Here is a 14390-nt window from a genome sequence, read left to right as displayed (position 1 = left end):
CCGGCCAACGAAAGACATAACGTTAAATTTCCAGCGCCAGTCGGGTGCCTTGCGCGATGGCGCGTCGGGCATCCAGTTCTAACGCCACATCACACCCGCCGATCAGATGTACTGTTTTACCGGCCGCATGCAGCGGATCGACCAGTCCACGACGAGGTTCCTGACCTGCACAAATTACCACATGATCCACGTTCAGGAGCTGAGGCTCGCCGTTGATCAACACGTGCAGTCCATCATCATCGATCTTCTGATAGCTCACCGCCGGGATCATTTTCACTCCACGAGACAGCAGGGTGGCGCGATGGATCCAGCCCGTGGTTTTACCTAACCCTTGTCCCGGTTTACTGGCTTTACGCTGCAACATGACTATCTGGCGCGGGCTACGGGATAACTGTGGCCCTTCCGGGCGTAAACCACCTGCTTGCTGGAGGCTGGTATCGATTCCCCATTCCACGCAGAATTCTGCAATGTTTTGGCTGGTGGGCTCGCCGGGCTGGCTCAGATACATGGCGGTATCAAAGCCGATCCCGCCGCTGCCGATAATCGCCACGCGTTGACCTACCGGCGTTTTATCACGTAAGACATCAAGATAGGTCAGTACCTTAGGATGATCGATGCCGTCGATCGGCGGCGTGCGTGGTTCGATCCCGCTGGCGAGGATCACTTCATCAAACGAGAGCAGATCGTCTGCGGTGACAAAATGATTCAGCTTCAGCGTCACGCCGGTGACGTCGATCATCCGGCGGTAATAGCGCAATGTTTCGTAAAATTCTTCTTTGCCGGGGATCTGTTTGGCGATATTGAACTGTCCGCCGATCTCCGCGTTGGCATCAAACAACGTGACCTGATGACCGCGTGAAGCGGCGTTGATGGCAAAGGCGAGCCCCGCAGGACCGGCACCGACTACCGCCAGATTCTTCAGATGTGTCGCCGCTACGATCGGCATTTTGGTTTCATGACAGGCGCGGGGGTTCACCAGGCAGGACGTCACTTTGCCGACGAAGATCTGATCCAGACAGGCCTGATTACAGCCTATGCAGGTGTTGATCTCATCCGCTCGCCCGCTTTGCGCTTTTGACAGCAGCTCGGCATCGGCGAGGAACGGGCGTGCCATCGACACCATATCAGCATCGCCACGGGCCAGAATATCGTCGGCAACTCCCGGATCATTAATGCGGTTAGTGGTGACCAGTGGAACCGTTACGTGACCTTTCAGCTTGCGCGTCACCCAGCTAAACGCCCCGCGCGGCACCGGCGTGGCGATGGTCGGGATCCGTGCTTCGTGCCAGCCGATCCCGGTGTTGATGATCGTAGCACCTGCTGCCTCAATGGCTTTCGCCAATTGGACAGTTTCGTCAAACGTGCCGCCATTTTCCACCAGGTCGAGCATCGACAGACGAAAGATAATAATAAAGTCGTTACCGGCACGTTGACGAACGGCCCGTACCACCTCGACGGCAAATCGCATGCGGTTGGCGTAATCGCCGCCCCATTGGTCAGTCCGCTGGTTGGTGCGCAGGGTGAGAAATTCGTTGATCAGATAGCCTTCCGAGCCCATGACTTCTACGCCGTCGTAGCCTGCTTCCCGCGCCAGCTGCGCGCAATGGGCAAAATCCTCAATCAGTTGCAGCACTTCATCGTGGGTCAGCTCATGCGGGGTAAAGCGGTTGATCGGCGCCTGAATAGCGGAGGGCGCGACGAGGTGCGGCTGATAGCTATAGCGTCCGGTATGCAGAATTTGCAGCGCGATTTTGCCGCCTTCGTCATGCACCGCGTCGGTAATTACGCGGTGATGTGGTAACTGGCTGGCATCGTTTAACATCGCGCCGCCTTCCATACCCACGCCGGAAAGCGCAGGGGCAATACCGCCGCTCACAATCAGAGCGACGCCGTGACGGGCGCGCTCGGCATAGAACGCGGCCAGCCGTTCTGCGCCATCGGGATACTCTTCCAGACCGGTATGCATTGAACCCATCAACACGCGGTTTTTAAGCGTGGTGAATCCCAGATCGAGCGGGGCGAACAGCGACGGATAGCTCATAATTGTGTCCAGTATGTAAAATTATTGTTATGTGGTCGGATGAGTTACTAATTTAGCCGTCGCGGCGCAAAAGGGAAAAGGGGAATGCCGTGATTGTGATGGGATTCAAAAAAGGAGTGGGGCCAGAGAAAGAATTTGCCGGATGTCGGTGCAAGCACTTTATCCGGCAATAGGTCACAGCTTACTGTTTTTTAAGAAAATCATTATACAACATGTACAGATGCGCCGCGCTCCAGGAGAAGTTGGGGGCACCCTGTTGCGCGCCGGTCAGCGGGTTATAGTTTTCCTGAATCGGGCCGTCCGCGGTGAGTCCTTTGGCATGGTTGAAGAACGTATCCGCCATTTTCAGCGCTTCATCGCGGTAGCCGTAGCGCGCCATGCCTTTTAAGCCAAACCAGAACTGATCCACCCACACGCGCCCGCGCCAGTAAATATCCGGGCCGAAAGCCGGGTTGGTGAGCGCCGCGGTGCCCAGCGGCACAAAGGTGTTGAACTCTTTCGGGTCGAGCATCACCTTCACCACCGCGTCAGCATGAGACTGTGTGGCCGCGCCGTTAAACAGCGGTGACCAGCCTTCCGGCCCTTTCCCTCGTTCGACAATCGGTTTTCCGGCACAGCCGTTTGCCAGCGGCTTATCTTCAATGCGAACGTCATAGAAATACTGCGTATTCGCATCGAACATACAGGTATTGATGTAATCCGTCAGTTTCGTCGCCAGCGCCTGATAGCGTTTCGCCTCCTGCGTTTTCCCGAGCAGGGTCGCCATTTCCGCCAGGTAATGGTTATCGCTGACCATGTAGCTGGCCTGATCGACCGACTCCTGGAGTAGCGAATAGCCCAGTAATTTTCCGTCGTGGCTGCGATTTTCAGCGAATTTCACCACCCAGTCGCTGCGTTTGCCACCGTTAGCGACGTACTTATCCAGTTGTTCTTTGTCGATGAAACCAAACACCGCGGCGTCGTCACGTCCGGATTCCCACGAGGCGGCGACCTGCGCCGGGATCTCCAGACTGTCATACTGGCCGTTGCGGGTAACAGCGGCATAGTTTTGCAGCCCTGACAGGGTTTCTTCTTTGTCACCCTTTTTCACCGTGAACAGCATCTCGCCGCTGGCGGTGTTGTGCGCTTTATCGCGAGTGGCGCCGTACTCTGGAACGCCGTTGCCGTTATGATCGCGGTTACGCAGCCACCAGTCGTGGTATGCCACCAGTTTCGGGTACATTTCTTCGAGCCAGGATTTGTCTTTGGTGACGTTGTAGACTTCCATCACCGACCATGCCGCCAGGCTGGGCTTGGTGTTGCGCTCGTTCCAGTTACCGCCATCACCACCGCGTTCCGGGCTGAGGTTCCAGGCAATCAGATCGGGAATAAATCCCGCATCCTGTGGGCGCACCGGATCGCCGGGTTTAACCTGCCACGAGAAAACAGCGCGAATATTTTCTTTCGCGATATCCGGGTTAAAGTGCGCCATTGCAAACGCCTGCTTCCAGGTGTCCCACGGCCAGGTCTGATTGCCAGAGAACCAGCGGCCCGTTACCGACGGTGTCACGGTATTGTAGTTAACTGCGCCGCCCGGTGAGCGCCAGTTACCGTTCAGCGTTTCGATAGCTTTCACCGCCACGCGGGTTTGTTCTGGGGTGGCATCCGGGTTGTTTAAACCTTTTTTGAGATAGGATTCCCAGCGCTGCTGTGAGGCGAGCATGTAAGAAGACGGGCGCGCCAGAATATCGCGGGTCTGCGCCTGTTCTTTGCTGACCTCCTGCGCGGTCAACAGATGTGAATAGGTGGTGTAAAGCGTGGTAGAGCCATTGATATGCGCTTTACTGGTAAATCGGTGGCCATCAACAGTGGTGTTCATGGCAAGTGATTTGTGTACCTGATACTCCGACTCGCCGGAGGTCAGCAGATCCCAGGTTGATCGCACTTTACCGAAGGTGACCTTCAGGCCGTCGCGCGTAGCGATGATTTTTCGCTGGTAGTCCGGATACTCGCCATCAATGGTTTTATCGGAGAGGGGTTTTCCCTCTTTCGCTTCCAGCTTTTCCAGTAACTCTCCGTCCCACACCAGATCCAGCGGCGTATTGCTGGTGATTTTGGTTTCCAGTAGTGAGGTATGTGAACTGGCAAAGCGCAGCGTCATCTCGACCTGCACCGCAGTGGATGACAGTTTCTGTACCAGTGCGCCGGGCAGGCTGTAAGCCTCGAGAGTGAAATCGACCTTTTTACCGTTCTGGTACACCGTCAGCCGGTCAAAATTTGTGGCCATAAAGTTGATGTACTCTTCCGTAAGCAGCGCCACGCCAGGGAAGCCGCCCATTGTTGCAGGGCCATCCGGCAACAGGTGTCCGTGCCATGCGCCGAGGTCGAAAAAGGGATTAAAGCGCTGATGGTCGTCATAATCGTAGTCGTGCATATAACCTGGCGCGCCGGTGCGAGTGATGACGTTTTTAACGCTGTCTACGTTAGCTGCCAGTGCGGAAAAACTCATCAGCAGCCCACACGCCAGCGGCGTAAGAATAGGTGTCATGTTCATGGTATTCCGGTCCTTGTTACCAATAGAAATATTGCATCAGGAAGATCTGGTCGCTCGGGTCGCCAGATGCATTTTGCATATAGAACCGGCTGTCGAAGGCGGTGGCGAAACGACCGCTGCCGTATTCATACCAGATACCGAACTGCATAAAAGAGGTGGTTTCATCCTCGGCGTTGTCTGGCCGATGTTTGGCATAGCTGTAGGCGGTGGAGAGGTAGACGCCTTTGAGCGCTTCATACATGGCACTGACCATATAGCCGGTCTCTGTACCCCATTCATCCAGGCCGTCGGCGCGTCCGGTGTGATGCCAGGCGCGCGCAGCAAAGTTAGGCGAGAGAAGGCCGGTCAGGAACAGTTGTCCGGTGCCGTCGGTGATCTCCAGACCGTTCATCCAGGTTACGCCTTCGGTCAGGTCGTACTGGATGTAGCCATTCATCATGGCCGGATAGGTATACTTATCGTCGTAGCGATCGTATTTGCCGAAGTGCAGCCAGGCCTTGCTTTCATCATGATGTCCGGCAGGCGTGGCGGTCACGCTATAACGCAGCGGGCCGGTCAGGTTTTGCACTTTAATGGCGGTCATGATGTCGCGCGTGTTGGGGATGACGTAGCCCAGATCCGGCGTGAAGTCTCCCCACCATTGCAGGCCATCAAGCGATGAGTCCTGGCGCAGGCTGAGCATTAGCTCCGTGCCGTCATCGGTGCGGTAACCGCCGTAAAATCGGTTAATTCCACCTTCAAACCCGCCCCAGCTATGATCGGGCACCCAGGCGTTTCCCTGGTGATCCGCCTGCACGGTCCAGCCTTCGCCATAGATCAGACCAAACCACGAGCCGTGTTTAATTTCCAGGCCCCCTTCGATATAGGTTCCGTCACTGTATTTATGTTTATCCTGTCCCTCTAAATCCATATATCCCCCCATTCCCAGTTCGCCATAAAAACGAAATGAAGGAGAGGATATTGCGGGCGTTTTTGTGTCGTCGTGTTCTGCCGGTCGCACTTCTTCTGCACCCAGAGAGGAAACACAGAAAAAGGGCAGGGCAATAAATGCCCTGCAACAATGGCTATTGATTTTCATGCTTCTATCCTAAGCAAAATAAAATAATGTTTTTATTGTTATAGCCTTGGCGAATATTGTTTATTGTTATTATGTTTTATGAATTAATGACTGTCTGAAGCTGGTGCGGCTTCAATGGCTTTTTCTTCTTTGGTCAGTCCTTTGATGTATTTACTGTATTTCCACCAGGCAAAACCGAGGAAAATAACAATACCGCCGACGTTATAGAAAATAATGGTGATAATGTTGCCGCCGGTTGGGAACGTTGAAGCGATAAATCCAATGGTGAACAGGGCAATCAGCATCGATACCACGATAATCCCAGTTTTTTGCGATCCCATGCGGAAGTCGCGCGGTAAGTGGTCCAGCTTGGCGCGCAGATTCAAATAGGCCAGCATAATAAACAGCGGAGGCAGCATGGATGCCGCAGCGGTCATGTTAATGATGGTATTCATTAAATCCTGCACGGTATTCGAACCGAGCGTGGGGATAATCATCAGCGGTATCACGATCAAAAACTGGATCCAGGCTGCGCGAGCGGGAACGCCGTTTTCATTCAGTTCGACGGTTTTCTTGCCAAAAATACCTTCCGGGATTTCGGAGAAGAAAATTTTAACCGGCGTTGCGGTCCACATCAGCAGTGACCCAAACATTGCGGTAAAGGACACCAGACCGACAAAGCGGTTAACCACCAGCTCAGGTAAGCCGAAGTATGCGGCCAGACCGTGGAATACCTGCACCGAGCCACCGGTAAACTTCAGCTCTTTGCTGCTGACAAAAACGTTGATCAGCACTGAGGAGATTGAGTAAAGCACACCGATAAAAATCCCGGCGATAATAATCACTTTCACAAATGATTTTGAGCCACCCTTCACGTCGTTGACGTACACCGCCACGGACTCCGCGCCGCCTGCCGCCATAAAAATCCAGGTCGTAATACCGAGGAAGGCCCAGTTAAAATTCGGGATCATGGCATCCACGGTGATGGGATCGGCAGGCTGTACGCCGCCAACCAACGCAGTCCCCGCCAGTAAAATATAAGACAGCGTCAGCAGCAGCATCAGCGTGGAAGTGACGGAGGTAATCGGCCCGAGCATTTTTGCGCCGTTGGTCGAAACCCAGGTTGAGAAGGCAAACAGCACCATACTTAACACGGTGGTAGCGAACGGCGTCAAAATGTATTCGTAGCCTAAAAATGCATAGGAGGCATAGGCGATTACGCGCGGAAGTAACGAGGTAAAAAAGAACAGGTTAACGAACCAGTAGGTGTAGGCGGTAATAAATGCCCAGCGCCCGCCCAGTGAGCTTTTTACCCATGCGTAAACACCGGCTTCGGAGTTTTTGTTCAGTGAAACAAATTCGGCAATGATTAAGCAGAACGGAATAAAGTAGAAAATCGTGGCGAGGAAAAACATCGGTGCAGATGCCAGACCAAGCTCAATATTATTATTGATTACGTTGTTAAAACTATAAACGGCGGCAAAGGTCAGCGACAGTAAGCCGAACTTGCCGATGGTATTACGCTTGGTATCAGACATAGCACATCTCCGATTCCTGATTATTGTAGGGTACTGGCGGCACAACTTCTGTGCCGCCTGTCTTTTTATTTATTATGAAAATAACCATCTTCGATGGTGACTTTGAGTACGACTTTCTTCACCGCGCTATTACAGATAAAGCGGTAGGCTTCGTGGTTGTCGCAAATAACCAGCTGCCCTTCGTGTACTTCTACCGTTTTTCCGCATCCCTTCAGGTATTCGCGATCGGTTTCATCGCGATAGTATTCAACCACCTGTAAATCCTCTTTGGCGGCATACTCAATTTTTTGCTGCCCTTGCAGGTAGTAATGCACCTCAAAGTAACGGCGATGACCGGTAAATAGCGCATCGGTAGCGGAGTCGGTCTCCACGCGGTAAGTGAGCGAATCACCGATGGAATGGGCGACGCCGGGCTGAATGTTGTCGATATTTTCAATCGCCTCAACGCAGCGCTGCCACTTCCGACCTGAAGCGTAGAGTTGTCGGAACTGCTCTAAGTTATCGATGATCCTCATTTTGTATTCTCGCTGTGCAAATTCGTGGAAAAGAACTCCGTGCCAAAGGCGCGATTAGCAGTGGTCTGAACGGTGGCCTCGGTGCCGGAAATGGGCAGCAACGTAAAGTCGTAGTTGAACTCGCGGAACCAGACGCGCCAGGCGTCGAGTACCTCGCTTCCCCAGGAGTTGGAACCCAGGCCCAGTAATTGATGGTCCAGATTCAGAGTGATGTCCTCGCTGCGCTGGAGTTCATTGCAGTGCTGTGCGGCAAAGAGATTTTCGGGCGTATAGCGCCAGGCACTTAAATTGACAGGACGTTGTGGGACGACCAGCAGACCGTTGCCATGGCGGTTGGTCAGCGCTGCCCAGCGCACATCCTGGCGATTGCCGTTGTTTTGGGGGAACGGGTAGTTCTCGAACATCGCATCCACGGTCGAACGCCAGATATCGATAATGTTGGCCTGCTGGCTGTCGGCGTAATTCTCGCCCGGACCACGTCCGTAATACGCGACTTGCCCCAAATCACCGTTGATGCCCATGGTGAAGCCAATGCACGGAATAATGTGCGGATACTCGCCGTAAGGCTGACCGGAAAGCTCAACATTCAGCTGACCGTCGACCGTTACCCGCCAGCGGTAGGTGCAACGCATACCGAAATCAAATACCGGCGGGGCGATGATCGTCTGGCTGGTAATCACCACCGCATTGTCAGTGTGTTCGAGGGAAAAATCCCGCAGATGCTCCTGCATAATCTGTAAATGATTTGGCTGCCAGAGACCTTCGAACTCCTGTTTGTGGTTATCAATCGTCGGCTTGAAGAAATTAATCTTCGGCTCGCGGGTAATGAGCTCTTCGCCATTCACGTTCCAGCTGATCGGCTTCCCGTTCAGCTTTGAGAAGGTTATCGCGAAGTTATAGCCGCGAACGGTGCAGCGCAGGCGATCGTCTTCCAGCGTCAGGGCGCTGGCGTTTTGCTGACTAAACGGCACTGGCGTAGCGGTTCTGGCCTTCAGCGGGAACTGGTAAGTGGCAATATGGTGCCCGGCGTCGCTGTAGGACGTGCGGGAGTCTTTGCTGACGATGACATTGAGAAAGGTTTCCCTCTCATCCAGCGTCGGCAGCGTGCAGTGCAGCAGTGTGTCGCTGTTGGGGGCCACGTCGTGAAGTTTAATCCGCTGCGTGGAGAGCGTTTCTCCTTCGGCCCGCACTTCAATTTGCAGGGTGTAGTCGTCAAGCGTGGTGAACCACAGCTTATTTGCGACACGCAGTTCACCGCGCGTCAGGTCCTTCGCGTAGACCTTCACTGGGGCGATCACCTGCTTATACTCTTTCAGACCCGGTCCCGGTGTTTGATCGGGGTAAATCAGGCCGTCGAGGCAGAAGTTGTAGTTATTCGGGTAGTCGCCGTAGTCACCGCCAAATTTATACCAGACGTTGCCGTTATCATCTTTTGCCTGAATGCCATGGTCGCACCATTCCCAGACATAGTGTCCTTGAATGCAATCGTGCTGGTAAAAAACGTTTTGATATTCCGTCAGCCCGCCGGGGCCGTTACCCATGGCGTGGGCGTATTCGCAGATGATGCGTGGTTTCGGATGCGGATATTCACCAAACTCATTCATCAGCGGCACGCGGGTATACATGGTGGAAATAATGTCCACCACTTCGGCGTCGCGATCTTCTTCGTAATGCACCAGACGCGTGTTATCCAGCGCTTTCGCAGCGTGGTACATGGCACGAATATTACAGCCGTACCCGGATTCGTTGCCCAGTGACCAGATGACGATCGACGGATGGTTTTTCTGTGCGTGGATGTGGCGCACGATGCGCTCAACGTATACCGGTTCCCAGGTCGGATCGTCGGTGATGCGACTGATATCGCCGACGTTGGCGAAGCCGTGGGATTCGACGTCGGTCTCGGCCATCACAAACAGGCCGTAGATATCGCACAGCTCATAGAAGCGCGGATCGTTCGGGTAATGCGCGGTACGCACCGAGTTAATGTTGTGCTGCTTCATCAGCAGCAGATCTTTTTCGACCCGATCCATTCCGACCGCGCGGCCTTTCAGATGATCGTTATCGTGGCGGTTAACACCGTGCAGCATTACGTAGTGATTGTTGATGTAAAACAGCCCGTCGCGGATCGTAATGTCGCGGAATCCGACGCGCTGCGGAACCACCTCAATAATATTGCCGCTGGCATCTTTTAACGTCATCACTAAATGATAAAGATACGGCGACTCAGCCGACCACTGCTGTGGCGCACTAACCTCGAAATCAAAGGCAGTACGGGTGAGCTTATCGAGAGTCAGATGACTGATAACACCGCTGTGCAGCACCCGCTCACCGTCAAATAAGGTGTATTCCAGCGAGGTCTGTGCCGGTGAGTCGGCAAGGTTTTCCAGCACAATGTCGCAGGAGAGAGTGGCATCGCGGTAGTTATCATCGAACTCGGTACGAACGGTAAAATCCTGAATATGGGTCGCCTGCTTGCCCACCAGATAGACGTCACGGAAGATCCCTGCGGACCACCACATATCCTGGTCTTCGACGTAGGTAGAGTCTGCCCACTGCATCACGCGCACACACAGCAGGTTGTCACCGGTGTGCACCATTGCGCTGATATCAAATTCGGCCGTCAGACGACTGCCCTTGCTGAAGCCCACGTACTGGCCGTTGACGTACACTTCGAAGTAGGTTTCAACGCCGTCGAACTTAATCAGCGTTTGTTTTCCCTGCCAGCCTTCGCTGAGGGTAAACATCCGCTGATATGCACCGGTCGGGTTATCGGTGGGGACGTAGGGCACATCAATCGGGAACGGGAAACCTTCGTCGGTATATTGCAGCTTGCCGTGTCCTTCCATCTGCCACATGCCGGGGACGGTGATGCTGCCCCAGTCGTGCATATACTGCGACGTAAAGGCTTCTGGCACCTGCAGCGGATGCTCAAAGAACTGAAAATTCCACTGACCGCTTAGCAGTTGAAAAAGGCTGCTGGTTTCACGGGCAAACGAGCGAGCCTGCGCAACCGAGTCATAAGAGAAAAAGTATTCGCGTGGCGCCAGTCGATTTTCGTGGGTGAGCTGAATGTTTTCCCAGCGATTCATAAGGCCTCCCGGTGGAGAGAAATCGGAACCATTCAAAGTGATGGTGAGTAAGTGGTATTGCAGGTGATTTTAGTAAAAGTTTTACTAAAATATAGTGGGTAAGATGATTTACTTTAACTTGATCACGAAAATAACCCGTGCAGAGAAAAACAAGGCATGACAAAGCATGCCCGGTATCAGAAGAAACCGGGCGCGAAAAAAGGGAGGTTAGCGGGTGGTGCCGCGCAGTTTCAGCTTGCTGGGCACGAAAACCAGCAGCGGCAGCGCGCGTCCGTCACGGGCTTTTTCAAACAGCAGGTTAACGCCCTGACTGCCCATCATTTCTGAATGGATGCGCACGGTGGACAGCGGAGGGAAGGTGAATCGTGCCGTCGGAATGTCATTGACGCTAATCAGCGAAATATCCTGTGGAATCGCCAGGCCACGTTCGTGAATTGCGCGCAGAACGCCAATGGCGATTGAGTCTGAGGCGACAAACAGGGCGCTGGGATAATCTTCTTTGGCCAGCATTTTTTTCGCCAACTCATAACCTGACGAGCTGGAGAATCCGCCACGATAGATATCGTGTTCCGAGACCACCTGCTGCAGGCGACCGTATTCGACAAACGCGGCCTCGCGGATATCCGCTTTGCCCGGCTCGTCTTCACCGCCGATGAAGCCAATGCGGGTCACGCCCTGGGCGATGAAAAAATCGATACTCTCTTTGCTGATGCGGGTCAGATCGATATCGACGGCATCATAGTCGCTACCGGGTTCATGAAAGTCGATAAAGCAGATATTGTCGGTCAGCGCGGTTGCTGCGGCGCGCTGGGCAGGAGATGGCTTACCAACGATGAGAATGCCGGTAATATTTTTAAGGTCGGGCAACCCGCTGTGTTCATAGCAGTTGGTCAGTTCGATCCCCAGCTTTTCACATTGCGTTTCAATCCCGTGTCGTATGGCGAGATAGTAAGGATCGTTGATTTCCAAATCCTGCTGGTAGCTGTAGAGCGCCAGAATATGCTGGGGGCCGACCGTACTGGTCTGGTGTTTACGCGCGCTGCTGGTTTTGTACTCCAGCTTTTCCGCGATCTCCAGAATGCGACGCTTGGTTTCTTCTTTTACGTTTAGCGTCGGGTCATCATTTAACACCCGGGACACTGTCGCCAGGGATACACGAGCTTCGATTGCGATGTCTTTAAGTGTTGCCATGTTTACCTTTTCCCTGAGTTACCCCCGCATTGTAAATGAAGTGCTTATCTATTCACCTGTTTTCAGTAAAAAAAGTACTTCTAATTGACATATTCACGGTAAAACCCCGCTTTCAGAGTGTGATGGGCGCATCATTTTACGGCTTTTGAGAACAATGCCAGGACGGTTTTTTGCTAACATTTAGTAAAATTTTACCAAAGGAGAAAAGAATGGACACGATCGCATTTACGGATTTCACCCGAATGGAAATTCGCGTGGGAAAAATTACCCAGGTAAAGCGTCATGACAATGCCGATAAACTCTACATCGTTCAGGTCGATGTCGGCGAACGAACGCTGCAAACCGTGACCAGCTTGGTGCCTTACTACCGCGAAGATGAGCTGATGGGGAAAACGGTGGTGGTGCTGTGTAATCTGCAAAAAGCGAAAATGCGCGGCGAAACGTCAGAATGCATGCTGTTGTGTGCGGAAACGGACGATGGCAGTGAAAGCGTGCTGTTGACGCCAGAGCGCGTGATGCCCGCAGGCGTGCGGATTGTGTAAGCGTGTGATGCTGCCGGATGGCGGTTACGCCCTATCCGGCCTACATGTGATCCCGTAGGCCGGAAAAGTGCAGCGCCATCCGGCGTCTGTCACACTTGCTCCACGCTGACGCGTAATGCGGCCAGCGCTTTACGCGTTGAGCGTAATACCAACTCACATTGTTCGATGGTTAACGTGAGCGGCGGTTCGATGCGGATCGTCTTCGCGTTGTTCAGCGTTCCGGCGACCAACACCCGCTGGCGGAACATCTCACTGGCAAAGTTGTAGCCGATCTCATTATCAACAAATTCGATCGCCATCAGCATGCCTTTACCGCGTACGTCCTGCACCAGATCCGGGTATTCCCGCGCCAGATGTCGGAAGCCATCCAGCAACATATCGCCTTTTTGTTCTGCCTGAGCCGGTAAATTCTGCTCCAGCAGGACATTGATGGTTGCGAGTGCCGCCGCACAGGAAAGCGGGTTGCCGCCAAAGGTGGTGGTGTGCAGGAATGGGTTATCGAACAGCACGGAGAACACCTCTTCGGTAGCGATGGTCGCACCGATAGGCATTACGCCGCCGCCTAGCGCTTTCGCCAGACACATAATGTCGGGCTGCACGTTTTCGTGCTCGCAGGCGAACATCTTGCCAGTACGACCCATGCCGGTTTGCACTTCATCAAGGATCATCAGCGCGCCAAACTCGTCGCACAGTTTGCGCACGGCGGTCAGGTATCCCTGCGGTGGCAGGATCACGCCACCTTCACCCTGAATCGGCTCGAGGATCACGGCAGCTACATCGTCACCGGTCTTTTTACACTCGCTGAGCACGGTACGCATCGCGTCAATGTCACCAAACGGAACATGACGGAAGCCCGGCAGCAATGGCATAAACGGTTTACGGAACGTGGATTTGGCCGTCGCGGACAGTGCGCCCAGCGATTTACCGTGGAACGCGCCGCTGGTGGCAATAAACGTAAATTTGCCGCGTGGCGATTGATAGGCTTTCGCCAGCTTCAGCGCCGCTTCAACCGACTCGGTTCCGCTGTTGCAAAAGAAGCTGTATTTCAGCTTGCCGGGCGCCAGTGCGGCGAGCGTTTTCGCCAACATAGCCCGCAAGGGGTCAAGTAATTCCTGGCTGTGCAGAGGTTGTTTAGCGAGTTGATTCTGTACGGCGGAGACCACTACTGGATTACGGTGCCCCACGTTGAAAATTCCAAAACCGCCCAGGCAGTCAACAAATTCCTGTCCCTGGGTGTCGACAAGCGTATTCAGGCTTCCCGCTTGCCACTCTACGGCTCCGTAATCCCCGCCGGCAGTTACAGATTTTCGATACTCTAAGAACCCCGGATTGACATGCTCTTTGAAGTATTCAATGACCTCTCGGTTAAGTGCTTTCATTTCCTCATGATCAAGCGTTCGCTTTTCGATGAGGTTCAGTGCGTGTGCGCTGCAGGCCAGGGCCGATGCGCTGGAAGGTAACCTGTTCAAAATATGCTCCCGGAGTTCGCGTATCACATGATACTGAATTAAGTATTGCAGGGATTACGCCATCCCGGCGCGCTTAACGAAAATCGGGATAAACACCAGGATATATTTCATTTGTGAAACATTTAATACCAAAAGTTAACATTTGGCGGTATTTTGCCCAAGTTGACTCTCTGAAAACAGGTGAGATACGCGATCTTCTGCGCCAAAAACAGGCAGAAGTTGCACTGTGACGGTGCGCAGAGTGAAGCCTGATTGAATAGTTACAGGATGAAAGTATTTTAAATCAATGAATTAGAAAACATACAAATTCTGAGGTTTAATCGCAAATTGCGATCTAAATCAAATTTAACAACTAAAGATAAAAAAATTATCGCCGAAATAACATATGCCGAAAAAGTTAACAACCAGATAACCT

Annotated in this window: 9 protein-coding genes; 1 reads left to right on the top strand and 8 read right to left on the bottom strand. The window is 53.2% G+C overall.

Annotation, left to right across the window (positions count from 1 at the left end; all coding sequences use genetic code 11):
• Positions 1-22: 22 nt before the first annotated feature.
• From FDX01_RS16850 to ebgR, 7 genes are all read right to left on the bottom strand, one after another.
• Positions 23-2041 carry an NADPH-dependent 2,4-dienoyl-CoA reductase gene (locus FDX01_RS16850; protein ID WP_096755590.1) on the bottom strand — a complete coding sequence of 673 codons (2019 nt, stop codon included), beginning with the start codon at positions 2039-2041 and terminating at the stop codon, positions 23-25.
• A gap of 181 nt (positions 2042-2222) precedes the next feature.
• Positions 2223-4574, bottom strand: a complete 2352-nt coding sequence (gene ygjK / locus FDX01_RS16845) for an alpha-glucosidase (RefSeq protein WP_137400185.1) — start codon at positions 4572-4574, stop codon at positions 2223-2225.
• A 16-nt stretch (positions 4575-4590) separates the two neighbouring features.
• Positions 4591-5652, bottom strand: a complete 1062-nt coding sequence (ygjJ, locus tag FDX01_RS16840; protein ID WP_137400184.1) for a protein YgjJ — start codon at positions 5650-5652, stop codon at positions 4591-4593.
• A gap of 83 nt (positions 5653-5735) precedes the next feature.
• Positions 5736-7169 carry an amino acid permease gene (locus FDX01_RS16835; protein ID WP_096755593.1) on the bottom strand — a complete coding sequence of 478 codons (1434 nt, stop codon included), beginning with the start codon at positions 7167-7169 and terminating at the stop codon, positions 5736-5738.
• 65 nt (positions 7170-7234) lie between these two features.
• On the bottom strand, positions 7235-7684 hold the full coding sequence (locus FDX01_RS16830) for a beta-galactosidase subunit beta (protein ID WP_115257437.1): 450 nt from the start codon (positions 7682-7684) through the stop codon (positions 7235-7237).
• Positions 7681-10773 (bottom strand): beta-galactosidase subunit alpha, encoded by a 3093-nt coding sequence (gene ebgA, locus FDX01_RS16825; RefSeq protein ID WP_137400183.1) that lies wholly within the window; start codon positions 10771-10773, stop codon positions 7681-7683. The genes FDX01_RS16830 and ebgA overlap by 4 nt, the downstream gene beginning before the upstream one ends.
• 207 nt (positions 10774-10980) lie before the next feature.
• Complete coding sequence (gene ebgR, locus FDX01_RS16820) at positions 10981-11964, bottom strand: transcriptional regulator EbgR (RefSeq protein WP_137400182.1); 984 nt, start codon at positions 11962-11964, stop codon at positions 10981-10983.
• A gap of 209 nt (positions 11965-12173) precedes the next feature.
• Here ebgR and FDX01_RS16815 point away from each other — a divergent pair, with 209 nt between their 5' ends.
• Positions 12174-12506, top strand: coding sequence for a tRNA-binding protein (locus FDX01_RS16815; RefSeq protein WP_137400181.1), 333 nt, complete (start codon positions 12174-12176; stop codon positions 12504-12506).
• Between the two features lie 89 nt (positions 12507-12595).
• Here FDX01_RS16815 and ygjG read toward each other — a convergent pair whose 3' ends face one another.
• Positions 12596-13975 carry a putrescine aminotransferase gene (ygjG, locus tag FDX01_RS16810; RefSeq protein WP_167456048.1) on the bottom strand — a complete coding sequence of 460 codons (1380 nt, stop codon included), beginning with the start codon at positions 13973-13975 and terminating at the stop codon, positions 12596-12598.
• Between the last annotated feature and the right edge of the window lie 415 nt (positions 13976-14390).

The sequence above is a fragment of the Citrobacter sp. wls613 genome (assembly GCF_005281195.1).
Classification (GTDB): Bacteria; Pseudomonadota; Gammaproteobacteria; order Enterobacterales; family Enterobacteriaceae; genus Citrobacter; species Citrobacter gillenii.
This window is presented reverse-complemented; position numbering and strand designations above follow the sequence as displayed.

Coding starts and splice junctions, on each gene's coding strand:
- FDX01_RS16850 (WP_096755590.1), bottom strand. CDS start 2,041: ATGAGCTATCCGTCGCTGTTCGCCCCGCTCGATCTGGGATTCACCACG.
- ygjK (WP_137400185.1), bottom strand. CDS start 4,574: ATGAACATGACACCTATTCTTACGCCGCTGGCGTGTGGGCTGCTGATG.
- ygjJ (WP_137400184.1), bottom strand. CDS start 5,652: ATGAAAATCAATAGCCATTGTTGCAGGGCATTTATTGCCCTGCCCTTT.
- FDX01_RS16835 (WP_096755593.1), bottom strand. CDS start 7,169: ATGTCTGATACCAAGCGTAATACCATCGGCAAGTTCGGCTTACTGTCG.
- FDX01_RS16830 (WP_115257437.1), bottom strand. CDS start 7,684: ATGAGGATCATCGATAACTTAGAGCAGTTCCGACAACTCTACGCTTCA.
- ebgA (WP_137400183.1), bottom strand. CDS start 10,773: ATGAATCGCTGGGAAAACATTCAGCTCACCCACGAAAATCGACTGGCG.
- ebgR (WP_137400182.1), bottom strand. CDS start 11,964: ATGGCAACACTTAAAGACATCGCAATCGAAGCTCGTGTATCCCTGGCG.
- FDX01_RS16815 (WP_137400181.1), top strand. CDS start 12,174: ATGGACACGATCGCATTTACGGATTTCACCCGAATGGAAATTCGCGTG.